The sequence below is a fragment of the Xanthomonas campestris pv. campestris str. ATCC 33913 genome, from assembly GCF_000007145.1.
GTDB lineage: Bacteria > Pseudomonadota > Gammaproteobacteria > Xanthomonadales > Xanthomonadaceae > Xanthomonas > Xanthomonas campestris.
Genome location: NC_003902.1, coordinates 992,930 through 1,016,886, shown reverse-complemented (window position 1 = coordinate 1,016,886; position 23,957 = coordinate 992,930). Strand labels below are relative to the sequence as shown.

Genomic DNA, 23,957 nt, shown 5'->3' with positions numbered 1-23,957 from the left:
GCCCTGCCCGGCCATCGCCTGCACCGCTGGCGCCAGCGCCGTATCATGGCGACCCTCGCGCGGCCTTGCACCGCGCCGGCCCTACAGGACCCGCAGCAATGGAAGACCTCCTGATCGTCACCACCGGTGGCACGATCGACAAGATCTACTTCGACGACAAATCGGACTACCAGATCGGCGACCCGCAGATCGGCCAGATCCTCAAGGAACTGGGCGTGACCTTCCGCTTCACGGTCATCCCGATCATCCGCAAGGATTCGTTGCACATCACCCAGGAAGACCGCGAGCTGATCCGCGCCACCATCCAGGCGCAGCCCGCCCGACAGGTGCTGATCACCCACGGCACCGATTCGATGGTGGAAACCGGCAAGGTGCTGCAGTCGATCGCCGACAAGACCATCGTGATGACCGGCGCACTCAATCCGGCGCGCTTTCGCGGCTCCGATGCCGAGTTCAACATCGGCTGCGCGGTCGGGGCCGTCCAGACGCTGCCGGCCGGCGTCTACATCGCCATGAACGGAAGGATCTGGAACCCGGAAACGGTGCGCAAGAACGTGGCGGCCAACCGGTTCGAACCGGTCTAAGCGATGAGCAAGGCCACCCGCGCAACCCGTGCACTGGATGCGGCCGGCGTGGCCTATGTGCTGCATCCTTATCAGTACCAGGCCGATGCCGACGCCAAGGGCCTGCAAGCTGCGCAGGCGCTGCAACTGCCGCCGCACCAGGTGCTCAAGACCCTGATGACCTGGGTGGACGAGCACGCGATCTGCGTGGTGATCCCGTGCGACCGCCGCTTGTCGTTGAAGACCCTTGCCAGCGCCTGCGGCGGCAAGTCCGCGCGCATGATGGAGGTGGCCGATGCCGAACGCCGCACCGGCTACAAGGTGGGCGGCATCAGCCCGCTCGGGCAGCAGCGGCCCACGCCGGTGCTGATCGAATCCAGCGTGCTCGACGCACCTGCGTTGTGGATCAACGCCGGCCAGCGTGGCCTGCTGCTGGAACTGGCCGGCGCCGAGATTGTGCATGTCCTCGGCGCGCGCGCTTACCCGCTCTGCGAGTGAGCCTGCCACGCCCGAAATAGCGCAGGTAAGCCAGCCTTGCGTCCGCCATACATAGAAACGCGCTGGCGCCTTGCCTCAGGCACCAGCGCGTCACTGCCTCGCACGGCCAGGCGGCTGCCCTGCTATCAGTACGTCGCCACCAGGTTGACCGCGGAGAACGCCAGCGTTCCTTTCAGTCGCACGTAATACGTGCCTGCCGCAGGTGCGGTCAGTGTGCAGGCTTCGGTGTTGCCGACCAGCATGCTGCGGCAGCCAAAGGCAGCGTCGGTGGGCAGTGCATTGGCGCGCAGTGACAGGTCGGCATTGCCGCTGCCGCCGCTGAGCGTGACCTTGAGCGAGCGCGTGCCTGCCGGCACCTTGACCTGGTAATACAGCGAATCGCCGATCGCCGCGCTCAGGCCAGTGCGTACTGCATTACTGGTCAGCAGCGTGGCATTGATCACCGCCGCCACCGCGCCATCGGCATTGACCAGGCCCGCACCGCAGCCGGGAGCGCACGCCACCGGCAACGGGCGTGCACTGCTCTTCAGCAGCGCCTCCACCGTTGCCGGCGTCAGCGGGTTAAGTGCCACCGACTGCATCAACGCCACCACGCCGGCCACATGCGGCGCCGCCATCGAGGTGCCGCTATACACCGCGTAGGCCGGATTGGCTGGAACCGTGGTGCCGCTATTGAGCGTGGAAATGATCGCCTGGCCGGGCGCGGCGATGTCCACGCCCTTGCCGAAGTTGGAGAAGCTGGCCTTGGCGCCGGCCGAGGTGGTTGCCGCCACCGCAATCACGTTCGCGCAATTGGCCGGCATGCTGGTGGCCACATCCATGTTGCTGTTGCCGGCCGCCACTACCACGGCGGTGCCGCGCGTGACCGCGCCGGTGATGGCATTGCCGATGATCGTCGAGCAGCTGCCATAGCCGCCGAGCGACAAGTTGATCACCGTGGCGGGATTCGGATTGGCCGGCACGCCGGTCACCTTGCCGCCAGATGCCCACACGATGGCATCGGCGATATCGGACATGTAGCCACCGCATTTGCCGAGCACGCGCAACGGCAACAGTTTGGCGTTGAAGGCAGTGCCGACCACCCCGGCCGCGTTGTTGCCAACTGCGGCAACGATGCCGGCGACATGGGTGCCATGCCAGCTGGAATTGGACGCCGACGCGCCCGCACCGCAAGCGTTGGCCGCGGACCAATCGCCCTGATCGGCGGCATTGTTGTCACGCCCGTTGCCGTCGCCTGCGACGGTGGGGTCGGTGATGAAGTCGTAGCCGGGCAACACGTTGGCGGCCAGGTCCGGATGCGCGGTGATGCCGGTATCGATCACCGCCACCACGATGCCCTTGCCGGTGGTGCGGTCCCAGGCCGGGCGGACATTGAGGCTGGCGGTGGTGGTTCCCATCGCCCACTGCTGTGGCAGGCCGGGGTCGTTGGGCGCCAGCAGCGGCCGCATCAGCACGTCCACTTCCACCCGCTTGACGGTCGGGTCGGCGGCAAGCCGGCGCATCAGGCTTTCCGAGTCGACCCGGTCCAGGCGCCGATCGGCCACCAGCAGCATCGGGCCGGCACTGAGCCGACGCATGGCCGACAAGCCCAGCGCGCGCCCTTGCCGCCTAGGGACGGCGCGGGCGATCTCGCCCCACGGAGCCGACAGCCCGGTCGCGCGGGTGCTGCCTACGCGGTCCTTGTAGCTGACGATGAAACGCTGGTGGCTCGAGCCCGATGCCAGGCCCTGCAGGTTGACCTCGCCGGCCGATACCTGAAACACACACGCCATCGCACACACACACGCCGCGTAGCGCACTGCGCCAACCGTTGACTGCCTCATGAATCGCCCTCCCCAGGATATCGGTACTCGGATGACGCGCAGCGCAGGGACTGCAACGCCGCGTCGGATGCGCGGGCATTGCATGACGCAGCCCCCACGTGACGAGGCTATCGGCGAACCCGAATGGCGCTGAAGCCAGGCAGCATCCGCCCACTTGCGTTCGTTCAGCTACCCCTGGCGCACGTCCCGGCCCATGCAGCGCGCGCACAAAAAAGCCCCGCCTGGGCGGGGCACAAGAGAGAGAGACAGGCACCGACAGCCGCGTCGGGAGCGCTCTGACAGACGCCGGCACTGTGCGCTGGGGAAATACGCGTTACGGCGTCGCGTTACGGCGTCTGGCTGACCGCGCCGGCTGCGTTGACGATGCCGGCACCGCAACCGCCCGAGCAGGCGCCCGGCAACGGCCGGGCGGTGTTCTTCAACAGCGTTTCCACCGCCGCCGGGGTCAACGGACGCGACGCTGCCGACTGCACCAGCGCGACCACGCCGGCCACGTGCGGCGCCGCCATCGAGGTGCCATTGTAGGACGCGTAGCTGGCGCTGCCCGGGGTGGTGGTGCCGCTGTTGAGCGTGGACAGGATCGCCGAGCCCGGACCGGAGATATCGATGGTGGTGCCGAAGTTGGAGAAGCTCGAACGCGCGCCGGCCGAGGTGATCGAGGCCACCGAGATCACATTGGCGCAGCTGGCCGGGGTGAAATTGGCCACGTTGGCATTGCTGTTACCTGCCGCCACCACCACCGTGGTGCCGCGCGACACCGCGCCGTTGATGGCGTTCTGGTAGGTATTCGAGCAGGTGCCATTGCCGCCGAGCGACATATTGATCACTTCGGCCGGGTTGGCATTGGCCGGCACGCCGCTGACGGTGCCCCCGGAAGCCCACACAATCGCATCGGCGATGTCCGAGGAGGAGCCGCCGCACAGGCCCAACGCGCGGATCGGCACGATGCGCGCATTGAACGCGGTGCCGGCCACGCCGGTGCTGTTGTTGGTGACCGCGGCAATCGTGCCGGCCACGTGCGTGCCATGCCAGCTGGAATTGGCCGCTGCCACGCCGGTACCGCACTGGTTGGCCGTGCGCCAGTCGCCCTGGTCGGCCGCGTTGCTGTCACGGCCGTTGTTGTCGCGCGCACGCGCCGCATCGCTGATGAAGTCGTAGCCGGGCAGCACGTTGGCGTTGAGGTCCGGATGGCTGGTGATGCCGGTGTCGATCACCGCGACCACCACGCCGGTGCCGGTGGCGGTGTCCCAGGCCGGGCGCACGTTGATGCCCGATGCGGTGGTGCCGAAGCCCCACTGCTCGGACAGACGCGTGTCGTTCGGGGTCAGCGTCGGGTACATGATCTGATCGATTTCCACGTATTCCACGCTCGGGTCGGCGGCGATGTGCGGCGCATCAGCGTCTCGGCTTCGGCGCGGTCCAGACTGCGGTCGGTCTTGAGCACTTCGGAGCCCAGCGCGGTGCGACGCACGTGGTTCAGGCCCAGCGCGCGGCCGGCGCGTGCCGGCACCGCAGTGGCCACCGAATTGAGCGAGGCGCGCATCGAGGTCGGGCTCACCGACGCACTGCTGCCGTCGCGGTATTTGACGATGAAGCGATCCAGCGTCGGCTGCGAATCCAGCCCGGACAGATTCACCTGCCCGGCGAAGGCCGGCACCGCCAGCAGCGAGGTCAGCGCGGACACACCCAGGACTACCAGCGCGCGCGTAGGCGCACGACGTTGCGACACATTGGACATCGATCGTTCCTTTCAGTGATGAGGTGCCGCAGATGCGGCGTGATGGCCGGACCCCATCGCGCGCTGCGATGGCAGGTCTGGAAGTGCACAGGCAGGTGCCTGTCGAAACGACTGACCGGTGTCCGTCCCGGCCACGCGGCAACACATTCCCAGCGCCTGCCGAATCGGCAGGCGTGGAGTGGATTGCAGATGAGGAGCGCGCCCTGGCGCAGTGCCGGGGCGCGCGTGACGCGCGGTTAGTAGCTGGCGCGCAGGGTGACGCCGGAGAACGTGCTGTAGGCCTTCAGACGCACGTAATACGTTCCGGACGGTGCGGTGATGGTGCAGGTCTCGGCATTGCCGCTGCGGTATGGGCGGCAGGTGTAAGCCGAGTCGGTCGGTGCACTGCCGGCGCGCACATACAGGTCGGCATCGCCGCTGCCGCCGCTGGTGGTCACCGTCAAGGTGCCGCTGCCGGCCGGCACGGTGATGGTGTAGTTCAATTCCGCGCCAGTCGCCGCGCCCAGGCCGGTCACCGGAGTGCCGTTGGTCAAGGTGTTTCCACCACCGCCACCGCCGCCGCTCCCGCCATTGATGGCCGCAGTGACCGCGGCATCGGCGTTGACGATGCCGGCACCGCAGCCGCCCGAGCAGGCGCCCGGTAAAGCACGCGCGGTGTTCTTCAACAAGGTTTCCACCGCTGCTGGCGTCAGCGCGGTCGGGGCGACCGACTGCACCAGCGCGACCACGCCGGCCACATGCGGCGACGCCATCGAGGTGCCGTTGTAGGAGGCATAGCTGGCGCTACCCGGCGTGGTGGTGCCGCTGTTGAGCGTGGACAGGATCGACGAGCCGGGCGCCGACACATCGATACCGGTGCCGAAGTTGGAATAGCTGGCCTTCGCGCCCGCCGAGGTGGTGGCGGCCACCGCAATCACGTTCGCGCAGTTGGCCGGCAGCGAACCGGACACATTGGACGCATCGTTGCCGGCCGCGACCACCACCGTGGTGCCGCGCGACACCGCACCGTTGATGGCGTTCTGCATGGTGGTCGAGCAGCTACCGCCGCCGCCGAGCGACATGTTGATCACCTCGGCCGGGTTAGCATTGGCCGGGATGCCGCTGACGGTGCCGCCGGAGGCCCAGACGATGGCGTCGGCGATATCCGACAGCGACCCACCGCACTTGCCGAGCACGCGCACCGGTACGACCTTGGCGCCGTAGGCGGTGCCGGCTACGCCGGTGGTGTTGTTGGTCACTGCCGCGACCGTGCCGGCCACATGGGTGCCGTGCCAGCTGGAGCTGGCGGCGGGAATGCCGGCGCCGCATTCGTTGGCGGCGTACCAGTCGCCTTCGTCGGCGGCGTTGCTGTCACGGCCGTTGCCATCGCGTGCGGTGGTCGCATCGCTGATGAAGTCGTAGCCCGCGAGGATGTTGGCGTTGAGGTCGGCATGACTGGTGATGCCGGTATCAATCACCGCCACGACCGTGCCGCTGCCGGTGGCCTTGTCCCAGGCCGGGCGGATGTTCAGGCCGGCGTTGGTGGTGCCGAACGCCCACTGCTCGGACAACCGGGTGTCGTTGGGGGTGAGCGTGGCATGCAGGATCTGGTCGACTTCAACGCTCTGCACGTTGGGATCAGCGGCCAATTGCCGCATCAGGGTTTCGGCCTCGGCGCGGTCCAGGGCGCGGTCTGCCCTTACCAGTTCCGGCCCCAACGCCAGGCGGCGCACCGAGTTCAGGCCCAGCGCCTTGCCGGCTTTGGCCGGCACCGCGCGCGCAGCAGTGCGCAGCGAGGTGGTCAACGCGGACGGGCTGGCCAGCGCGGTGCTGCCGTCCTTGTAGGTCACGATGAATTTCTGATGGGTCTGTGCGGTGGCCAGGCCATCCAGGTAGACCTCGCCGGCAAAGGCCGGCATCGCGAGCAGCAGCGAGGTCAGGGCGGACGCGCCCAGGATGGTGAGCGAGCCAGTACGCTTGCGGAGAGACGCAGTCGACATCGAATTCCCTTCCATATCAAGAGAACCGCCGGAGCGGTGTTATCCGGCGCCGCCTTCCGTAGGTCAGCGCCGAGGTCCCCGGATCGCCCCTGTTATCGATCCGTTCAGCGAACCTACCGCAATCCAACCGAACTGGACAATAAGAACTTCGCACTTTCAAAAAATTAAATATCAGATTTGTGACACCGTACGGCACCGTTCAGTCTCGCGATGACATGCGGCGACACCAAATGACACGCACTTGCTGCACTGCGCGCAAAAAAAAGCCCCTGCGCTGACGCGCAGGGGCCCTGATTTGGCTTGACGTGTTGGCTTAGGACAGACGCACCAGCCAACCGTGGCGGTCCGGCACGCGCCCGTACTGGATGTCGGTCAGCTCCTGGCGCAGCGACATCGTCACCTCGCCCGCCGGTGCAGACAGGTCGCCGACCGCAAAGCCATCGCCCTTCAGCTCGCCGATCGGGGTAACCACAGCCGCCGTGCCGCAGGCGAACACCTCGCTGATCTCGCCGGAGGCCACGCCGTCCTTCCACTCGTCGATGGACACCTTGCGCTCCACCACCTGCATGCCGCGGTCACGGGCCAGCTGCAGGATGCTGTCGCGGGTGATGCCTTCCAGGATGCTGCCGGACAGCTCTGGGGTCACCAGCGTGCCGTCCTTGTAGACCAGGAACACGTTCATGCCGCCCAGTTCTTCAATGTATTTGCCTTCCACCGGGTCCAGGAACAGCACCTGCGAGCAGCCCTGCGCGTAGGCTTTCTGCTGCGGCAGCAGCGAAGCGGCGTAGTTGCCGCCGCACTTGGCCGCGCCGGTGCCGCCCTTGGCTGCACGTGCGTACTCGGTGGACAACCAGATCGACACCGGCGCCACGCCCTTGGCGAAATACGGACCGGCCGGGCTGGCGATCACGTAGTACGAGGCCTTGTGCGCCGCGCGCACGCCCAGGAACGCCTCGTCGGCGATCATGAACGGGCGGAAATACAGGCTGGTTTCCGGCGCCGACGGCACCCAGCCGGCATCCACGGCCACCAACTGGCGCAGCGACTCCACGAACAGGTCCACCGGCAGTTCCGGCAGCGCCAGGCGGCGCGCGGAGCGCTGCAGGCGCTCGCCATTGGCCTGCGGGCGGAAGGTCCAGATCGAGCCGTCGGCATGCCGGTAGGCCTTGATACCTTCGAAGATCTCCTGGCCGTAATGCAGCACCGAGGCGGCCGGATCCAGCTGCAGCGGGCCGTAGGCACGCACCTGCGCATCGTGCCAACCGAGCTCGTTGGTCCAGGAGATGGCGACCATGTGGTCGGTGAAATGCAGGCCGAACCCCGGCGCAGCCAGGATCACGGACAGTTCGTCGGCGCTGCGCGGCGACGGGGAGCGGGTGGAAGCGAAGGACACGGACACCGAGAGATTCCTGTAGAGCGGAAGGAAAGACGCGGCGCCACGTGCAAGACATGGCGCCTGATGGTCAGAGCATGCCGGTCTCGAGACGGGCCGCTTCGGACATCATATGCCGGCCCCAAGGCGGGTCGAAGACCAGCTCCACGTCGGCCTCGGCAATGGTCGGGATCATTTCCACCTTGCTGCGCACGTCGTCGACCAGGATCTCGCCCATGCCGCAACCGGGCGCGGTGAGGGTCATCTTGACGTCCACCCGGCGCTGGTTGTCTTCCTCACGATGGCTGACCACTGCCTCGTAGACCAGGCCCAGATCCACGATGTTGAACGGAATCTCCGGGTCGAAGCAGGTGCGCAGCTGCTGCCACACCAGCGCTTCCACTTCCTCGTCGCTGGCGTTCTCCGGCAGTTCCAGCCCCGGTGGGGCCTCCTTGCCGATCGCATCGCCGTCCTTGCCGGCAATACGGAACAGGTTGCCTTCGACGAAGACGGTATAGCTGCCACCCAACGCCTGGGTGATATAGCCGTAACTGCCTGCGGGCAGGGTCACCGAATCGCCCTGCGGCACCATGACGGCATCGCAATCGCGTTCGAACTGGACGGGTTCGCTGCTACGGGAATACATGGGCTGGATATGGGGCCGCGACGGGAGCGCGCAAGTCGGCCATTCTAGCCGACCACGGCGGGCAGGCTGCCGATTGCGGCTTGCAGCACGGACGACGCTGCATTCCATCCGCCAGCGCTGCACACCGCAACGGCGGCACGCGCTCTATCATGTGCGCACTGTCAGGAGTTCCAATGCCGCCCACCTCTGCGCCCGCCAGAACCGCTCACTGGCTCTGGCCCCCGCTCCTGCTGCTGGGATGCGTCACCGCCCTCATCGCCTGGATCCTCGTTGCGCTGACCCTGGGCCATCAATCCGGCTGGATGGCGGTGCTGGTCGCGCTGGAAGTGGCGTGGATGCTGCGCCTGGGCACCTTGCCGGCTGGCACGCTGCGCGTGGGCATCACCCTGGTGTCGACCGTGGCGCTCATCGTGGCGGCCAACTGGGGCATTGCGTCGGCACAGCTGGGCGGCGCACTCGGCCTGGATCCGTGGACCTCGTCGCTGAAGATGGGCGCCGGCCTGGCCTGGACCCTGCTGCAGCTGGCCAATACCGGGTTCGACCTGGCCTGCTATGTGGCCGCGCTGGGACTGGGCTGGTGGGCCAGCCGCTAGCTGGCGTTTCCCCGTGCCTACGCGCGGTGTGCTGGCAGTGTGGGCTGTGATGCTTCGCTCGGACCCGCCGGCGTTGGTGCCTACCGCTTGAACGGAGCGGTGGCCGTCTCTTTGGCTTGTTTGCGAAGCAGGCGGATCAGGCTCCAGTTCGGCCAATCGCTGGCGTTGGTTTCGGCGCGTCTAGTCCCGCCGCGGTGACACACATTACAGGCGTCGGGCGCTTGGCGGCAGGCACCCCGCCCGCCGCGATTCTTGCCGACCTCCCGTGCCCTGCCTTGTCCGTGTCATCGCGTGTCAACCCGATGCACGCACGTGCGTTGACGGCATATCGTCTTCGCGGAAGCTACGCTGTGCTGGTGGGAACCCCTTTCGATCCGCAACCTGCTGCACCGGCAACGGCGGCGCCTGTCTCGCTGGACGCGTTCCTGTCCGGGATCGGGCCGCGCGCGTTCCGCTTTGCCGAGACCGGCCTGCGCCATCGCGAGGACGCGCTGGACGCGGTGCAGGACGCCATGGTGCGGCTGCTCGGTTATCGCGATCGTCCTGCGGAAGAATGGACCCCGTTGTTCTGGAGCATCCTGCGCAGCCGCATCATCGACCTGCAGCGGCGGCGCAGCTTCCGGCTGAAGTTCTGGGCCCCGAACGAGCGTGCCGACGACGAGGGCAGCATCGATTGGCTCGATCCGGGCATTGGCCCGGCCGGCGAACAGCAGCAGCAAGAGGCCTATCAACGCCTGGTCGAAGCGCTGCGCACATTGCCGGCACGCCAGCGCGAAGCCTTCACGCTGCGCGTGCTCGAAGACCTGGACGTGGCCACCACCGCCAAAGCGATGGGCTGCTCGGAAGGCTCGGTCAAAACCCATTTGTCGCGTGCGCGCGACGCATTGCAAAAACAGTTCGAGGATTTCCTGTGAACCGCTCCCACGACCCGGCCCAGTTCGATGCGCAGATGCGCCGGCTGCATGCCACCGCACTCACCACCTTGCCGCCGGAGACACTGGCCCAGCTGCGCCAGGCACGCCATGCGGCCACCGCCCAGCGTTCGCGGCGCCTGCATTGGCTGCTGGCCACCGCGTGCTCGGCGCTGCTGGCGGTAGGCATCGGTGTGCAGTTGCGTCCCACCGAGCAAGCACCGGCAACCACGACCACGCAGGTGGCGACCACTACACCGGCCGCCACGAGCACCGACACCGATGACCTGCTGACCCAGAACCCGGACATGTTCGTCTGGCTCGGCTCCGATACCGCCCTGGCCATGGAATGAGCACGATGACCCGCACCACGCGCCTGCTGTTGACTCTGTTGCTGTGCGCCTCGCCTTGCGCGGCGCTGTGGGCACAGGACCGCCCACCCGGCCCGCCGCCGGGACCGCCACCGCACGATGGGCCCGGCCCGCGCGGCGCCGAGACGCCGATGCCCGAATGGGACACGTTGAGCGCGCAGCAACGCCAGGTCTTGATCGATGCCCTGCGCGAGCGCTGGAACGACGCGCCGGACGAGCGCCCACGCATGTTCCGGCACGCACGCCGCTGGCTGGACATGACCCCGGAACAACGCAAGCAGGCCAAGGCCGGGATGGACCGCTTCCGCAACATGAGCCCCGAGCAGCGCCGCGAGGCCAAAGCCCTGTTCGAGCGCATGCGCACACTCAGCCCGCAACAGCGCAACGAACTGCAGCAGCGCTGGCAGAAAATGAGCCCGGCCGAGCGCAGCGCCTGGCTCCGCGCGCATCCGCCGGTCGATGATTGAGCGCATGCGCCGCGTTGGCGCGTGCGCGTAAGCGTTCGCTGGGCTGGCGGTATCGGAACCCGGAGACGCTGCACCTGCACCGTCCATCGCGAAGACGTCCGGCCCTCCCTGCTGCAGCGTCATCGCCTCGCCAGGCAGAGCAACCGCACCTAAAACACGCGCTGAGGATGCTCGATCCAAAGACGCGCATCGAGAGAATCGTCGTTGCCGATGCATGTGCATCCCCTCCTTCCGCGTACGTTGGCAACGCGTGCTGCACTAAACATACGCAGAACACGCTTCGCGCAATGCCTGCACGAGCACTCGGCCAACCCGATCGGCATCCTGGCGAGCGAGTAGTCGCCACCTGCAATGCGGTATCGCACTTAGCGTGTGCCGGCGGCCTATTGCATTAAGAGCAGCTATCAAAACGACTGCGCAGCCGCCAGACGGGCGCGGCCGGTGCTCGGAATCGGCATGTACCCGCATACACTCCGGTTCCTCCGCGCCGTCCGCACCCACCTGACGGCTGCTCGATACGTTTTGTTGGCCGCTCTAAATCAAGTTGATCCCCGCGTTGGTCGCCTGGCGATCGCTGCGACGTCGGCTGTCGTCAAACGACGCAACGAGCGCGATCCCTGCGTCAAACATTGCATCCGGCGCACGCAGTCTCCCACTCCGGTACTGGCTCGCGACACACCACTCTCGCTAGCTGCTGGTGGTGACTCACTGCGACTGCCTATTTTTGCTGCTTGATGTTTGCTGATCGCTGTGTCTGATTGCTACCAGCTGCCTGCTACTTTTTGCCTGCTGTCCGCTGATCACCGCCTGCGCTCCCAGCCGCTAATTGACGATTGCCGCCAACTACCAGCACAGCTCCAAGGCGACCCCGATTGCTGCGTACGTCATTACGCCAGGCTCGCCGCCATGAAGAACAGCCAGCCTGCAATCAGGGCGCCAGCAGCGCCGGGATCAGCGGCGCGAAGATCAGCTCTGGCGGGAATAGCGGCACCGACTGCGCAGGGTGGTCGATCGCCAACGCGGCATACCCATGCGCCGCGCTCCAGGCCAGCAAGGTGCGCTGCTGCAGCAGCTCGGCCGGCGGGGGGCTGCCGTGCTGCGCACTCCAGGCGGTCGACAAGGCATTGCGCAGGCAAGCGCGCGCCGCCTCGCTGGCCTGGGCCAGGCGCGGCAACGGATGTGCGCGCAGATCCAGACTGAGCATCAACCGGAAATGCTGTGGAAATTCGATCGCAAAGCGGATGTAGCCCAGCCCGCAGCCCATCACCGGGTCGCTCACGTCCTGCTGGGTGGCCGCGATGCGCGCGACCATGCGCTCGTAGCCGTCGGCCACCATTTCCGCCACCAGGCCATTGAGCGAGCCGAAGTGGTGCGCCGGCGCGGCATGCGACACGCCGGCCCGGCGGGCGCAAGCGCGCAAGGTCAGCGCGCGGGCGCCCGACTCGGCCACGATCTCCCACGCGGCCCGACGCAATGCAGCGGGTAAATCGCCGTGGTGATACGTGCCGGGCGCATCTGACGGCGTGGCGGTAGCACTCACGGTGCGGTCCTCATGGGGCAATTCTCGTCTGGCGCGCGCATGTGGCATGCGTTTCTCTCGTGGCTCTCATCATGAGACCAGGGCAGTGAACCACTCAATCTTGACGGTGACAAGATGGAGCAGGCAGACTCGGCCATACCGACTCATCGGCACCGCCTGGCTGGATGCCTCCCTTCCGGATTTCTTACATGCGCCCGTCCCGCCCTCCCCTGCGCCTTCGCCTGCTCCGCACCGCCCTGGCCACCGCCAGCCGGCTCGCACCCGGCCCCACCGGCCGCTATCTGGCCAAGCGTTTCGTGACGCCGTTGCCCGCAACGCGCCGTCAGGCCGCTGCGGCGCTCGCCAGCCTGCCGGACACGGCCCGCCACACCCTGCGCATCGCCGACACGGATGTGACTGTCTATTGCTGGGGCGACCCGGCCGAGCATCCGTATGTGCTGCTCTCGCATGGCTGGTCGAGTTTCGGGCTGCGCTTTGCCGCCTGGGTGCCGCGCCTGCAGGCGCTGGGGTATGCCGTGGTGGCCTTCGATCAGGCCGGCCACGGCGCCAGCAGCGGCCGTCGCAGCAATTTCCCGCACTTTGTCGAGGTGCTGCGCCACATCGGCCGCCATTTCGGTCGGCCGGCGGCCTTCATCGGCCATTCGATGGGCGCCTCGTCGGTGGTGTTCGCCGATGAAGCCAGCTGGCGACCGGCGCGCTATGTGCTGATCGCGCCACTGCTCACCCCGGCCAAAAGCGCGGAACGCCAGTTTGCCGCCGCCGGCATCGCCGCACGCACGTTCGCACCATTCGAACAGTGGCTGTCCGAGCTCACCGGCAAGCGTTTCGCCGACTTCGATGCCAGCGAACGTCTGCCGCACTTCGATCGGCCCGCGCTGATCATCCACGACCGCCGCGACCGCGAAACGCCGTGGGAAGAAGGCGCACGCTTCGCCGCACTGTGGCCGCGCGCGCAGCTGGTCAGTACCGAGGGACTGGGCCACAACCGCATGGTCGATCACGCCTCGGTGATCGATCAGGCACTGCACTTTGTCGGCCCGGCGCCTCGCTGAGGCTGGCAACGGGTCGCCGCGCATGCCGCAAGGTCATGGCGACCGTGCGGGTGTGCGTAGAGCCGCGAACACAGCGGAACGGTTAATCGTCAGGTTGGTGCGGACGACGCGGAGGAACCGGAGTGTCCGCGGGCACATGAGGATGCCGAGTACGGGCGGCACGCACTTGGAGGCGACGCAGCCGTTCTGAGAGCGGCGCTTAGAGCGGGTAACACAACGGAGCAAGCAGTCGCCAATGGGTGCGAACGGCGCGGAGGAACCGGAGTGTCCGCCAGTACCTGAGGATTCCGAGCATCGGCCGCGCCCGCCTGGCGGCTGCGCAGCCGTTTTGACAGCGGCGCTTAGTGCACGGTGCCGTTGTTGAGCGGATCCAGGCGGTCAATCACGCCCTGCATCGCGCTGTCGAACGCGCCGTCGTTGATGTGTTCGCGCAGCCGCCCCAGCCGCACCATCACTGCCAGTTCTTCCGGAGAAGCGACGCAGAAGCGCACGCCACGCCGGTTGACGAACAGCAGCCGCGAGGAGATCGGGCTCACCCACGACAGCTTGCCCGCCTGCACCTTGCCGTCCTTGTCGACGAAATCCAGCCAGGTGCCGATGTCCATTGCGCGGAACCGCTCCGCATCGGCGCTGTCGATGCTCTGTGCCACGGCCTCGGCGCCCAGCACCACGCTGACGCTCTCGGCCGCCGGCGGTGGCAGGTTCACCTGCGGCAACTCCGGCAAGGCCTTTTCCAGCTCTGGCCGCGCCTCGGCAATCGCCTGCAAGGTGTCGTGCAGCGCGGTGATCGCCACCACCACGGCATCGCCATGCAATCCCACGCTGGCAAACACGCGGTGCAGCGCCGGTTGCCAGGCCTGCAGCCACGGCTTGCCGGTGATGTGGCGGCGCGCCTCGGCCAGTTCCTCCAGCACGCCGTCGGCCATTGCCAGCGCCTCGACGGTTCCTGGGCCTTCGTCGCCGTCGCGCAGGATCGCCATGGTCAGGTGATGCAGCCACGGCTGGCGCAGGAAATCTTCCACGGCCTTGGGCAATGGCGCGCCGGCCTGCACGCGCTGCTCCAGTTCCGACAGCGCGCGGGTGCGCGCCAGTTCCAGCTTTTCCTGGCCACGCTGGGTTTCGGTAGCGCGGCGTTCGGCAATTTCCACCCGGCGCCGGTGCTGCGACAGGAAGTCGCGGAATTCTTCTTCCAGGGTGAGAAAGATCGCTAGATTCTCGTTGAATTCGGCCACCAGACGGTCGACGATTTCTTCGACCTTGCCCATCAGCACGCGCTCGGCAGCGCTGTCGCCGTTGTTGCCTTCGCAGGCCTCTGCCAGCGAATTGAGCAGGCGCCGCGCCGGATGGGTCTTCTGCACGAACATCTTGCGGTCCAGCAGCGCAACCTTGACGAAGGGCACCACCAGCCGGCCGATCATCTCGCGCGAGCGGTTTTCCAGGTCGCGCTCGTCCAGCATCACGTCGAACAGCATGCCGACCAGATCGATCGCATCCTCGTCCATCGGATCCAGCTTTGCGGTGGCCGGGTCCACACCCAGACGCGTAGCGCTGTTGAGCACTTCGTTTTTCAGACGCTGCGCAAGCGATTCGTCGTCGTCGCCGATCGCCGCCTGCAGCGTGGCACTCGGCGTGGCCTGCAGCAGCGACAGCACCGACATCATCTCGCGCTGGCTCAGCGGGCGTTGCTGCCCCACCGCTACGGATGCGGCGGATGCGGCGTTTTCGCGCACGTTGCGGGTCTGCTGGAGCAGCTCGTGCAGGGCGTCGAGCAGCATGCCCTGGCTGCCGCCCGGGTGATCGGCGTCGCCGTCTCCACCCGCATGGCCATCGGCGCTGCCGCGCTGCGCGGCCGCCTGCATGCGCCCGCGGCTATGCGCCCAGCGATCCAGAAACCGGTTGGCCCAGGCCGGCGCGTACTGCTCGTTGGGGTCTTCGCCAGCGGCCTCGCCATCGAACCCCTGGCCGTCGGCGGCGCTGCGTTCGCCCTGCGCATCGTTGCGCGGCTGCATGCGCGGTGGCGCACGCTTGGGCTGGGAAATCTCGGGCATCACCCCGGCCTTGGCCAGGGTCTCGTCCAGGCGGGCGTATAGCTTGCCGATCGGCTCAGCCAGGTCGCGCTCGCACAGTTTGATCAGCACCAGGCGCACTTCCGGCGCCAGGTCGCAGGTGGCAAAGGCTTCGTGGATGGCTACGCCCAGATGCTCGGGGCCCACCGGGTTGGTATCGGCCACCAGCTCCAGGCCGCCAGCGATCCAGCCCAGGCGACGATCGATGCGCGCCAGCACCTGCTTGAAATCCCGCAGCAGCACGGTGGCCAGATTGCGCACCGCCAGCCGCGATTCCAGCACGTGCTCGGGCACCAGGCTCAGCGGACCGGTACCCATGTCGCCGGCCAGCACCACCTCCGCCGACAGCGGCGTGCCTTGCAGCAAGGCCTGCCAATCGGCCTCGAGCTGCTGGCGGAATTGTGAAGAGACCTCGTCGCGCTTGCGGCGCAGTTCGCGCATACCATCGAGAAACAGCAACTGTGACGCGCCCGCGGATTCGGCGCGGTCGAACAGGACATCATCGAAATGTGCCACTGCAGCTGCAAATACCTGCGCGATCGGCGGCACGAAGACAGCGTGCGCCTGATCGAGCAAGCGTTGGTCACGGCCCGGGTGTCCCGACGGACTGGGCTGGAAGGTCATGCGCAAAGGCTCCCCGCCTTTGCAGGCGTGAAAATTCTCGAACGAGGAAAAACAGACGCGGCCCCAAATTCCGCCCTCGCATGGTAGGCGGTTCGTACGCGCGATAAATGTGACGAAGTTCTCACTTTACTCGTGACCGCCCAGGGTTTGCATGGCAGTCGTACATCGTAGCCCCTGCATTGCAGTGGAGCTTGCCAGAATCGGCCGGGCGGCGGCCAAGGTTAAGCATGCGCGGCGCCGGAACCATCCAGGCGGTCCACCACCCCTTGCATGGCGCTGTAGAAGGCATCGTCCTCGCGGTGCAAGCGCAGCCGGTCCAGCCAGACCATCATGGCCAGTTCTTCGGGCGAGGACACGCACAAGCGCCCGCCACGGCGGTTGACGAACATCAGCCGCCCGGAGATCGGGCTGATCCAGGACAGCTTGCCCGGCTGTACACGCCCGGCGCGGTCGATGAAGTCCAGGCAGGTTCCCAGCGGCAACCTGCGGAAGTAATCGGCGGTGACGCGGTCAAATTCCACCTCGGCAGAGGCGTCCAGCATCGGGGTCAGCGGTTCGGCCACCGCATCGGCGGGGCTGGCGCCAACCCGCAAGGTCGCCAGGATCGGCGCGGCCGCGCCCTGCCCGGCCACCAGCGCGTGCTGCAGTTCCTGCAGCGCCTGCTCGGCTTCGCGCTGGGCCAGCCCGGCCTGGGCAAACGCCTGCAGCAGTGCCGCGCGGTACGGCTCCAGCGCTTCGCCGCCGCCGGCCTGGCTCAGCTGCGCCAGCACCGCGTCGCCGAGCGCCAGCGCCTCTTCGAGCAGCGGGCCGGCGCCATCGTCGCGCAACGCCGCCCGCTGCACCGCCGGGTGCCAGACGCGGCTGAAAAAATGCTCCACCACCGGCGGCAGCGCGCCACGCGCCAGCCGCTCGGCCAAGACCTGTGCGGCGACGCCGCGCGCACGCTCGCGGCGTTCTTCGGCGCGCTGCAGTTCGTTGGCACGGCGCTCGGCGATTTCCACCCGGCGCCGGTATTGCTCGTAGCTGGCGCCGAACTCGGCCTCCAGCGACAGAAACACCGCCGGGTGCTCGTCGAAATCGCGCACCACCTCGTCCACTGCGGCCTGCACCTGCGCCAGCAACGCCTGCTCGGCCGAGGTTTCGCCACCGTTGCCGTCGCAGGCCTCCACCAACAGGTTGAGCAGGCGCCGTGCAGGATGACCATCGCGCACGAACAGGCGGCCGTCGAGCATGGCCATCTTGGCCATCGGCACCAGCAGATGGCCCAGCAAGGCGCGCTGCCAGTCGGACAGATGGCTCTGCACCAGGATCGCTTCGAACAACAGCGCCACCAGATCCAGCGCGTCTTCGTCGTCAGGATTGAGGCGGGCGGTGGCCGGGTCCACGCCCAGCGAGGCCGCCGCACGCATCACCTGCTGGCGCAGCCCGCGCGCCAGGCCCAGCTGCAGCCCGTCGATGGCCTCAAAGCCGGCCTTGGGCATGGTCTGCAGCAATGACAGGGCCGAGACCACTTCGCGCGGCGACAGCAACCGTTGCTCGGTGGAGACAGTTGCCTGGCCCGGCTCGCGTTGCCGGCGGGCATGCTGCAGCAACTGATGCAGCCCGGCCGGCAGCACGTCTCGGCCGGTGCGCAGATGCACGTCGATGACCTCCACTCCGACCAGCGCACTCTGGCCGCCGGACCAGTCGGCGAAGAAGCGTGCGATCCAGTCGGGCGCATCGCCGCTGTCTTCGCCCACTGCCTCGCCCTGGCGCGGAATCCCGCGCCGGCGGCTGCGTGCCTTTGGCAGGTCGCGCAGGCGCGCCACCTGTGCCAGCGCCTGTTCGAGTTCGCTGTAGCGTGTGCCGACGCGGTCCATCAACTGCTGCTCGCACAGTTTGATCACCGCCAGATGCACCTTCGGCGCCAGGCTCACGCCCTGGAAGGCTTCGTACAGCGCCACGCCCAGGTGCTCGGGGCCAAACGGATTGCTGTCGCCGTCAATGCGCAGGCCGCCGGCAATGAAGCCCAGGTAGCGGTTGAGCCGCATCAGCTCCGGGCGCCACTGGTGTTGCAGGGCGCCCGCCAGGTTGCGCACCGCCAGGCGCACCTCCAGGTCGTGTTCGGGCAGCAGGCTCAGGCCCGCGCCGCCGCGCGCCAGGGTGCGGTCGGCCGACAGCGGGCGCCCGGATTCCAGGCCTTGCCAGGCCTGCGCCAGATGCCCACGGAAGCGCGCGGTGATCGGCTCACGTTGCTGGCGCAACGCCTTGATCGCTTCCATGAAATCGTTCTGCGCCGGGCCGGCATCGGCCGCCAGCCGGAACAGCGACTCGGCCAGCACGTCCTGCACGTCCAGGAAGGCGTCGGCCAGCGGCACGAGCACCACCTCGCGCACCTGATCCAACAGTTGCGGGTTGCGGCTGGGAAGCGCATCGGTGGGCAGGAACTGGGTCATCGGACGACGCGAAGGGCACGCATGAAGAAGGATCTGCCATGGCAGGCGGACAGCGCCCGGCCGGCCATGGTGCAACGGGCGTTGGGAAGGGCCCGTCTATAATCGAGCACCCCCGCCGTGATCCGGAATTATGCACGCACCGTATTCGCTCCAGGCGCTGGACGCCCGCCGCTCGGTTCCCTCCAAACAACTCGGCGAGCCCGGCCCGGACGAGGCCACCTTGTTACGCATGCTTACCTCGGCGGTGCGCGTGCCCGACCACGGCAAGCTGGTGCCGTTCCGCTTCCTGCGCATTGCCGGCGATGCACGGCAGGCGCTGGGCGAGTTCCTGGCCGAACGCACCCTGGCAGGCGATCCGTTGACGCCGCCAGCGGCCGTGCAAAAGGACCGCGAACGCTTCAGCCAGGCGCCACTGGTAATTACGGTTATCGCCACGCTGCAGCCGGAGCACAAGGTGCCCGAGCAGGAACAGTTGATGACCGCAGGCTGCGTCTGCTTTGCGCTGCTGCAGGCTGCGCAGGCGCATGGCTTCGGTGCGCAATGGCTGACCGCCTGGATGGCCTACGACCCGGCGGTGGCCGGGTATCTGGGGCTGGGCGAACACGAGCGCGTGGTCGGCTTCATCCACATCGGCACACCGCGCATGCAGGTGCCCGAGCGCGAGCGCCCCGACCCACGCGCACTGCTGCGCGACTGGACGCCGTGACCACGCCCGCGCCCCCGCTTGCCACCGCGCCGCTTGCCGCGGCGCTGCGGACGCCGCGCCCGGTGCCGCTGTATCTGGTTGATGCCAGCCTGTACGTGTTCCGCGCCTGGCATTCGATCCCGGACGAGTTCCAGGACGCGCAGGGCTGGCCCACCAATGCGGTGCATGGCTTTGCCCGCTTCCTGCTGGATCTGCTCGAACGCGAGCGCCCGCAGCACATCACCATCGCGTTCGACGAAGCGCTGGACAGTTGTTTCCGGCATGCGATCTACCCTGCTTACAAGGGCAACCGCGAGCCCGCGCCGGACGCACTGCGCCGCCAGTTCGCGCATTGCAAGGCACTGTGCGCGGCATTGGGGCTGAGCGTGCTGGCCCATCGCGAATACGAAGCCGACGACCTGATTGGCAGCGCGCTGCACAGCGCGCGTGCGCGGGGCCTGCGCGGCATCATCGTCTCGGCCGACAAGGACTTGTCGCAGCTGTTGTTCGAACACGACGAACAGTGGGACTACGCGCGCAATGTGCGCTGGGGCATGGACGGGGTGAAGGCACGTCATGGCGTGCACGCGCACCAGATGGCCGACTACCTGGCGCTGTGCGGCGATGCGATCGACAACATCCCCGGCATCACCGGCATCGGCGCCAAGTCCGCAGCGGTGCTGCTGGCGCACTTCGGCAGCCTGGATGCCCTGCTCGAACGGCTGGACGAGCTGCCGTTCCTGCGCTTGCGCGGCGCTGCGCAAATGGCGCTGCGGTTGCGCGAACAGCGCGAGCACGCCTTGCTGTGGCGTCAGCTCACCACCATCGCGCTCGATGCGCCGCTGGAACTCACCGAGTCCGGCTTCACGCGCGCCCCCGCCGATACCGACATGCTGACCGGCCTGTGCGACAGCCTGCGCTTTGGCCCGCTCACGCGCCGGCGCCTGCTGGCCGCCAGTGGCGGCGCCGTGTTGCCGCCACCTCCCGCTTCCCTGTCCCAAGGTCCCTTTCCATGAATCGACACGACACTCCGCCCACCGTGGTCTACGAAGGCAAGTACCAGCGCATGGTGGTTCGCGGCACCTGGGAATATTCCGAGCGCGTACATGCCGGCGGGCTGGCCGCGATCATCGTGGCGGTGACGCCGGACGATGCAATGCTGTTCGTCGAACAATTCCGCGTGCCGTTGCAGGCGCGCACCATCGAAATGCCCGCCGGGCTGGTGGGCGATATCCATGCCGATGAATCCATCGAGCTATCGGCGATCCGCGAACTGGAAGAAGAAACCGGCTGGACCGCCGACCATGCCGAAGTGCTGATGATCGGCCCCACCTCGGCCGGCGCCAGCAGCGAGAAGATCGCCTTCGTGCGCGCCACCGGCTTGCGCAAGGTCGGCGCAGGCGGCGGCGATGCAAGCGAAGACATCACCGTGCATGAAATCCCGCGCGCACAGGTGGGCGCGTGGCTGGTGCAGAAGATGGCCGAGGGCTACCAGATGGACCCCAAGTTGTGGGCCGGCCTGTACCTGGTCGACCACGCACTGGATGGCACGCCGCGTGGTTGAGGTGGCCGCCCCGCTGCTCGGCCCGGATGACCCCGCGCCGTTCACGGTGCGCAACGCGCAAGGCGCATCGCCGTGGTTGTTGATCGCCGATCACGCCGGGCAACGCGTGCCGGCGCGCTTGCACAACCTCGGCCTGCCGCAGCACGAACTCGACCGGCATATCGGCTGGGACATCGGCATTGCCGAGGTCACGCGCCGGTTGGCCGAGCAGCTGGACGCGTTTTCGATCAGCCAGACCTATTCGCGGCTGGTGATCGACTGCAACCGCCCGCACGCTGCCGCCAGCCTGATGCCGGAGGTCAGCGACAGCACGCCGATTCCAGGCAACGCCGGGCTGACCGCCAGCGCGCGCCAGCAACGTATCGACGCCATCTTTGCGCCGTACCACGCGCGCATTGCCGCCGAACTGGACGCACGCGCGGCACGCACCCAGCCCACGCTGCTGGTCTCGATGCACAGCTTCACCCCGGTGATGGCCGGGATCGCACGGCCCTGGCATGCGGGCGTGCTGTACAACCGCGACACGCGCCTGGCGCATCGGCTGCTGCAGGCTTTGCGCGCGGAACCTGATCTGGTGGTGGGCGACAACCAGCCGTATGCGGTGAGCGATGCCACCGACTACGCGATTCCGGTGTACGGCGAAGGCCGCGGCCTGCCGCATGTGGAGCTGGAAATCCGCCAGGACCTGATCAGCGACGCCGCCGGCCAGGCCGCCTGGGCACAGCGGCTGGCGCGGCTGTTGCCGCCGCTGGCGGAGGGTTTGCCGGGCTAAGTACCGCGCTGGTTTGTTGAGCTAAACGCCGCGATGGTTTGCCGGGCTGCAAGCGACGTAGGAGCGCGCTTGCGCGCGATGGGGCGTTATCGGTAAATCCCCTCGCGCCGCAAGCGCGCTCCTACGTAGTGGTCGTTGCCTTAGCGCATTGCATCGCATTGCATTGGCGCGTTGCATTCGGCAACGCATCTACTGCGGCAGCTTGGTCAGCGGCCGGACATGCCGGCCGCTCACCGCGCGCCTTCTCAGGCGAAGCTGTCGGTCGCACGCACCAGCGCGTCGACAGTCTCCGGCTCGAAGGCCGAGTGACCGGCCGCCGGGCTGATCTTCAACTCGGCCTTCGGCCAGGCCTTGTGCAGCTCCCACGCGCTCTGCATCGGGCACACCACGTCGTAGCGCCCCTGCACGATCACACCGGGAATCTCGGCGATGCGGTGCGCGTCGCGCAGCAGCTTGTCTTCGGCATCGAAGAAGCCGCCGTTGACGAAGTAGTGGTTCTCGATACGTGCAAAGGCCAGCGCGAAATGCGCGTCCTCATGACCGGTGACGAAATCCTCGTCCACATGCAGGAAGCTGGTGGCGCCTTCCCACACGCTCCAGGCCTTGGCGGCGGCCAGGCGGGTGGCTTCATCGGTGCTGGTGAGGCGGCGATGGAAAGCGGAGATCAGGTCGTGCCGTTCCTCTGCGGGAATCGCGGCGATGTAATGCTCCCACGCATCCGGGAACAGCCGGCTCGCGCCTTCCTGGTAGAACCACTCCAGCTCCCAGCGGCGCAGCAGGAAGATGCCGCGCAACACCAGCTCGGTGACCTGCTGCGGATGGGTCTGCGCGTACGTCAGCGCCAGGGTCGAGCCCCAGCTGCCGCCAAACACCTGCCAGCGGTCGATCCCCAGATGCGCACGCAGCCGTTCGATGTCGGCGACCAGATCCCAGGTGGTGTTGTCTGTGAGATCGGCATGCGGCGTGGAGCGGCCGGCGCCACGCTGGTCGAACAGCACGATGCGGTACTTGGCCGGGTCATGGAACCGCCGCATCTTGGTATTGCAGCCGCCGCCCGGGCCACCATGCAGCATCACCACCGGCTTGCCCTGCGGGTTACCGCATTGCTCGAAGTAGAGGGTGTGGCGGTCGTCGACCTGGAGGGTGCCCTGGTCGAAGGGCGTGATCTCGGGATAGAGCGTGCGCATGCGTCGGTCCTGCGGGAAAGCCCGCATTGTATCGGCTGCTGCCAGAGGCACGCCGCGCGGCGATGCGCAGGGACATGGCGCTGCGCGCAGGCACACAGCTTGGTGTGGAATCCGTCCTTCAGGGCAGTTGCTTGCTCGACAGTGCAAACAGAACCGCTGCCGCATGCGCCGGGATCACCCCGCAGCGTGCGGCCACTGCCCCAGCGTGACGCGGTCGCGCTGCTCCAGGTCCTGGTGGGTCGCCACCGCTGCAAACCCACGCGCGATCAACAGCGCGGCCACCGCCTCGCCCTGGTCCCAGCCGTGCTCGAGCAGCAGCCAGCCGCCTGCCAGCAGATGGGCGGGGGTATCAGCCACGATCAAACGGATGTCATCCAGGCCGTCGCTGCCGGAGGCCAGCGCGCTCGCCGGCTCATAGCGCAGATCGCCCTGCTGCAGATGCGGGTCCGCAGCGGCGATGTAGGGCGGATTGCTGGCGATCAGATCGAACCGCTCGCCGGCCAGCGGTTGCAGCCAGTGGCCTAGGCGGCACTCCACGTTGTGCAGCCCATGCGCGTGCGCGTTGTGCCGGGCAATGGCCAGGGCATCGGCACTGGCATCGGTGGCGATCAGTTGCGCCTGCGGCCGCTCGCTGGCAATTGCCAGCGCGATCGCGCCGCTGCCGGTACCCAGATCGACCACCCGGACGCCGGCGGTCAGCTCCAGGCGTTCCAGCGCCAGCTCCACCAGCGTTTCGGTATCGGCGCGCGGGATCAGCGTGGCGGTGGAGACCGCCAGGTCCAGGGTCCAGAACCCGCGCGAGCCGGTCAGGTAGGCCACCGGCTCTCCCTGGTGACGCCGCTCCACCAGCGCGCCGAAGCGCTGCGCCTGCTCAGCCGGCACCGGATCGCGCCCATGCGCGAACAACCAGGCGCGGTCGCGCCCCAGCGCATGCAGCAGCAAGGGCTCCGCGTCGCTGCGCGCAATGCGGATGACCGCCTCGCGCAGCAGCTGTTCGGCGGACATGACGGCGGGAGCCTCAGACATGCGGCAACTTCACTTGTGCGAAACATCGGCCGACCATTATCGGGG

The 23,957-nt window shown here is 67.6% G+C and carries 20 protein-coding genes, 3 other RNA genes and 1 pseudogene; 12 read left to right on the top strand and 12 right to left on the bottom strand.

The genetic code is table 11. The features are described from left to right. The first annotated feature begins 98 nt into the window (after window positions 1-98). Together XCC_RS04440 and ybaK are read left to right on the top strand one after the other, a co-directional pair. Window positions 99-584, top strand: coding sequence for an asparaginase domain-containing protein (locus XCC_RS04440; RefSeq protein WP_011036092.1), 486 nt, complete (start codon window positions 99-101; stop codon window positions 582-584). A 3-nt stretch (window positions 585-587) separates the two neighbouring features. Then, window positions 588-1,061 (top strand): Cys-tRNA(Pro) deacylase, encoded by a 474-nt coding sequence (ybaK, locus tag XCC_RS04435; RefSeq protein ID WP_011036091.1) that lies wholly within the window; start codon window positions 588-590, stop codon window positions 1,059-1,061. A gap of 125 nt (window positions 1,062-1,186) precedes the next feature. Here ybaK and XCC_RS04430 read toward each other — a convergent pair whose 3' ends face one another. The 5 genes and pseudogenes from XCC_RS04430 to sufT all read right to left on the bottom strand — a co-directional run bounded on the left by XCC_RS04430 (window position 1,187) and on the right by sufT (window position 8,619). Then, on the bottom strand, window positions 1,187-2,884 hold the full coding sequence (locus tag XCC_RS04430) for a S8 family peptidase (RefSeq protein WP_011036090.1): 1,698 nt from the start codon (window positions 2,882-2,884) through the stop codon (window positions 1,187-1,189). Window positions 2,885-3,222: 338 nt separating this feature from the next. Beyond that, window positions 3,223-4,622: pseudogene (locus tag XCC_RS04425) on the bottom strand (S8 family peptidase); the annotation flags it as partial. Window positions 4,623-4,858: 236 nt separating this feature from the next. Beyond that, entirely contained in the window at window positions 4,859-6,601 is a 1,743-nt protein-coding gene (locus tag XCC_RS04420) for a S8 family peptidase (RefSeq protein ID WP_011036087.1), read from the bottom strand. A gap of 313 nt (window positions 6,602-6,914) precedes the next feature. Continuing rightward, a complete protein-coding gene (locus XCC_RS04415) occupies window positions 6,915-8,000 on the bottom strand; it encodes a branched-chain amino acid aminotransferase (RefSeq protein ID WP_011036086.1) in 1,086 nt (361 codons plus the stop codon). Between the two features lie 64 nt (window positions 8,001-8,064). Further along, complete coding sequence (gene sufT / locus XCC_RS04410; protein ID WP_011036085.1) at window positions 8,065-8,619, bottom strand: putative Fe-S cluster assembly protein SufT; 555 nt, start codon at window positions 8,617-8,619, stop codon at window positions 8,065-8,067. 173 nt (window positions 8,620-8,792) lie between these two features. Between sufT and XCC_RS04405 the strand changes: the two genes are divergently transcribed. The 5 genes from XCC_RS04405 to XCC_RS04385 all read left to right on the top strand — a co-directional run bounded on the left by XCC_RS04405 (window position 8,793) and on the right by XCC_RS04385 (window position 11,492). Next, window positions 8,793-9,212, top strand: a complete 420-nt coding sequence (locus XCC_RS04405) for a hypothetical protein (protein ID WP_011036084.1) — start codon at window positions 8,793-8,795, stop codon at window positions 9,210-9,212. Between the two features lie 350 nt (window positions 9,213-9,562). Continuing rightward, window positions 9,563-10,126: an RNA polymerase sigma factor gene (locus XCC_RS04400; RefSeq protein ID WP_029216817.1), complete on the top strand. Its 564-nt coding sequence runs from the start codon at window positions 9,563-9,565 to the stop codon at window positions 10,124-10,126. Then, a complete protein-coding gene (locus XCC_RS04395; protein WP_011036082.1) occupies window positions 10,123-10,476 on the top strand; it encodes a hypothetical protein in 354 nt (117 codons plus the stop codon). Before XCC_RS04400 ends, XCC_RS04395 begins: the two co-directional genes overlap by 4 nt. Window positions 10,477-10,481: 5 nt before the next feature. Continuing rightward, entirely contained in the window at window positions 10,482-10,961 is a 480-nt protein-coding gene (locus XCC_RS04390) for a DUF3106 domain-containing protein (RefSeq protein WP_011036081.1), read from the top strand. Window positions 10,962-11,417: 456 nt separating this feature from the next. Continuing rightward, a non-coding RNA gene (locus XCC_RS04385) (sX9 sRNA) lies at window positions 11,418-11,492 on the top strand. Between the two features lie 397 nt (window positions 11,493-11,889). On the opposite strand, the gene XCC_RS04380 is transcribed toward XCC_RS04385, so the two are convergent. After that, a complete protein-coding gene (locus tag XCC_RS04380) occupies window positions 11,890-12,549 on the bottom strand; it encodes a TetR/AcrR family transcriptional regulator (RefSeq protein ID WP_011036080.1) in 660 nt (219 codons plus the stop codon). Window positions 12,550-12,689: 140 nt separating this feature from the next. Here XCC_RS04380 and XCC_RS04375 point away from each other — a divergent pair, with 140 nt between their 5' ends. Further along, window positions 12,690-13,553: an alpha/beta hydrolase gene (locus XCC_RS04375; RefSeq protein ID WP_011036079.1), complete on the top strand. Its 864-nt coding sequence runs from the start codon at window positions 12,690-12,692 to the stop codon at window positions 13,551-13,553. Window positions 13,554-13,616: 63 nt separating this feature from the next. Here XCC_RS04375 and XCC_RS04370 read toward each other — a convergent pair. The 4 genes from XCC_RS04370 to XCC_RS04355 form a co-directional block, all read right to left on the bottom strand. Next, a non-coding RNA gene (locus tag XCC_RS04370) (sX9 sRNA) lies at window positions 13,617-13,691 on the bottom strand. A 68-nt stretch (window positions 13,692-13,759) separates the two neighbouring features. Then, window positions 13,760-13,833: non-coding RNA, sX9 sRNA (locus XCC_RS04365), on the bottom strand. Window positions 13,834-13,894: 61 nt separating this feature from the next. Next, window positions 13,895-16,243 (bottom strand): DUF1631 domain-containing protein, encoded by a 2,349-nt coding sequence (locus tag XCC_RS04360; RefSeq protein ID WP_011036078.1) that lies wholly within the window; start codon window positions 16,241-16,243, stop codon window positions 13,895-13,897. Window positions 16,244-16,464: 221 nt separating this feature from the next. After that, on the bottom strand, window positions 16,465-18,678 hold the full coding sequence (locus XCC_RS04355) for a DUF1631 domain-containing protein (protein ID WP_011036077.1): 2,214 nt from the start codon (window positions 18,676-18,678) through the stop codon (window positions 16,465-16,467). Between the two features lie 130 nt (window positions 18,679-18,808). Between XCC_RS04355 and XCC_RS04350 the strand changes: the two genes are divergently transcribed. The 4 genes from XCC_RS04350 to XCC_RS04335 are packed head-to-tail and all read left to right on the top strand — an operon-like array spanning window position 18,809 to window position 21,699. Beyond that, complete coding sequence (locus tag XCC_RS04350; protein ID WP_011036076.1) at window positions 18,809-19,384, top strand: nitroreductase family protein; 576 nt, start codon at window positions 18,809-18,811, stop codon at window positions 19,382-19,384. After that, window positions 19,381-20,379 carry a 5'-3' exonuclease gene (locus XCC_RS04345; protein ID WP_011036075.1) on the top strand — a complete coding sequence of 333 codons (999 nt, stop codon included), beginning with the start codon at window positions 19,381-19,383 and terminating at the stop codon, window positions 20,377-20,379. Before XCC_RS04350 ends, XCC_RS04345 begins: the two co-directional genes overlap by 4 nt. After that, window positions 20,376-20,927: an NUDIX hydrolase gene (locus XCC_RS04340; RefSeq protein ID WP_012439149.1), complete on the top strand. Its 552-nt coding sequence runs from the start codon at window positions 20,376-20,378 to the stop codon at window positions 20,925-20,927. The genes XCC_RS04345 and XCC_RS04340 overlap by 4 nt, the downstream gene beginning before the upstream one ends. Continuing rightward, complete coding sequence (locus XCC_RS04335) at window positions 20,908-21,699, top strand: N-formylglutamate amidohydrolase (protein ID WP_011036073.1); 792 nt, start codon at window positions 20,908-20,910, stop codon at window positions 21,697-21,699. The genes XCC_RS04340 and XCC_RS04335 overlap by 20 nt, the downstream gene beginning before the upstream one ends. 245 nt (window positions 21,700-21,944) lie before the next feature. Here XCC_RS04335 and pip read toward each other — a convergent pair whose 3' ends face one another. Both pip and prmC read right to left on the bottom strand, forming a co-directional pair. After that, window positions 21,945-22,886: a prolyl aminopeptidase gene (gene pip / locus XCC_RS04330; RefSeq protein WP_011036072.1), complete on the bottom strand. Its 942-nt coding sequence runs from the start codon at window positions 22,884-22,886 to the stop codon at window positions 21,945-21,947. A 174-nt stretch (window positions 22,887-23,060) separates the two neighbouring features. After that, on the bottom strand, window positions 23,061-23,912 hold the full coding sequence (prmC, locus tag XCC_RS04325) for a peptide chain release factor N(5)-glutamine methyltransferase (RefSeq protein WP_011036071.1): 852 nt from the start codon (window positions 23,910-23,912) through the stop codon (window positions 23,061-23,063). Window positions 23,913-23,957 lie beyond the last annotated feature (45 nt).

Coding starts and splice junctions, on each gene's coding strand:
- XCC_RS04440 (WP_011036092.1), top strand. CDS start 99: ATGGAAGACCTCCTGATCGTCACCACCGGTGGCACGATCGACAAGATC.
- ybaK (WP_011036091.1), top strand. CDS start 588: ATGAGCAAGGCCACCCGCGCAACCCGTGCACTGGATGCGGCCGGCGTG.
- XCC_RS04430 (WP_011036090.1), bottom strand. CDS start 2,884: ATGAGGCAGTCAACGGTTGGCGCAGTGCGCTACGCGGCGTGTGTGTGT.
- XCC_RS04420 (WP_011036087.1), bottom strand. CDS start 6,601: ATGTCGACTGCGTCTCTCCGCAAGCGTACTGGCTCGCTCACCATCCTG.
- sufT (WP_011036085.1), bottom strand. CDS start 8,619: ATGTATTCCCGTAGCAGCGAACCCGTCCAGTTCGAACGCGATTGCGAT.
- XCC_RS04405 (WP_011036084.1), top strand. CDS start 8,793: ATGCCGCCCACCTCTGCGCCCGCCAGAACCGCTCACTGGCTCTGGCCC.
- XCC_RS04390 (WP_011036081.1), top strand. CDS start 10,482: ATGACCCGCACCACGCGCCTGCTGTTGACTCTGTTGCTGTGCGCCTCG.
- XCC_RS04380 (WP_011036080.1), bottom strand. CDS start 12,549: ATGCCACATGCGCGCGCCAGACGAGAATTGCCCCATGAGGACCGCACC.
- XCC_RS04375 (WP_011036079.1), top strand. CDS start 12,690: ATGCGCCCGTCCCGCCCTCCCCTGCGCCTTCGCCTGCTCCGCACCGCC.
- XCC_RS04360 (WP_011036078.1), bottom strand. CDS start 16,243: ATGACCTTCCAGCCCAGTCCGTCGGGACACCCGGGCCGTGACCAACGC.
- XCC_RS04355 (WP_011036077.1), bottom strand. CDS start 18,678: ATGACCCAGTTCCTGCCCACCGATGCGCTTCCCAGCCGCAACCCGCAA.
- XCC_RS04350 (WP_011036076.1), top strand. CDS start 18,809: ATGCACGCACCGTATTCGCTCCAGGCGCTGGACGCCCGCCGCTCGGTT.
- XCC_RS04340 (WP_012439149.1), top strand. CDS start 20,376: ATGAATCGACACGACACTCCGCCCACCGTGGTCTACGAAGGCAAGTAC.
- XCC_RS04335 (WP_011036073.1), top strand. CDS start 20,908: ATGGCACGCCGCGTGGTTGAGGTGGCCGCCCCGCTGCTCGGCCCGGAT.
- pip (WP_011036072.1), bottom strand. CDS start 22,886: ATGCGCACGCTCTATCCCGAGATCACGCCCTTCGACCAGGGCACCCTC.
- prmC (WP_011036071.1), bottom strand. CDS start 23,912: ATGTCTGAGGCTCCCGCCGTCATGTCCGCCGAACAGCTGCTGCGCGAG.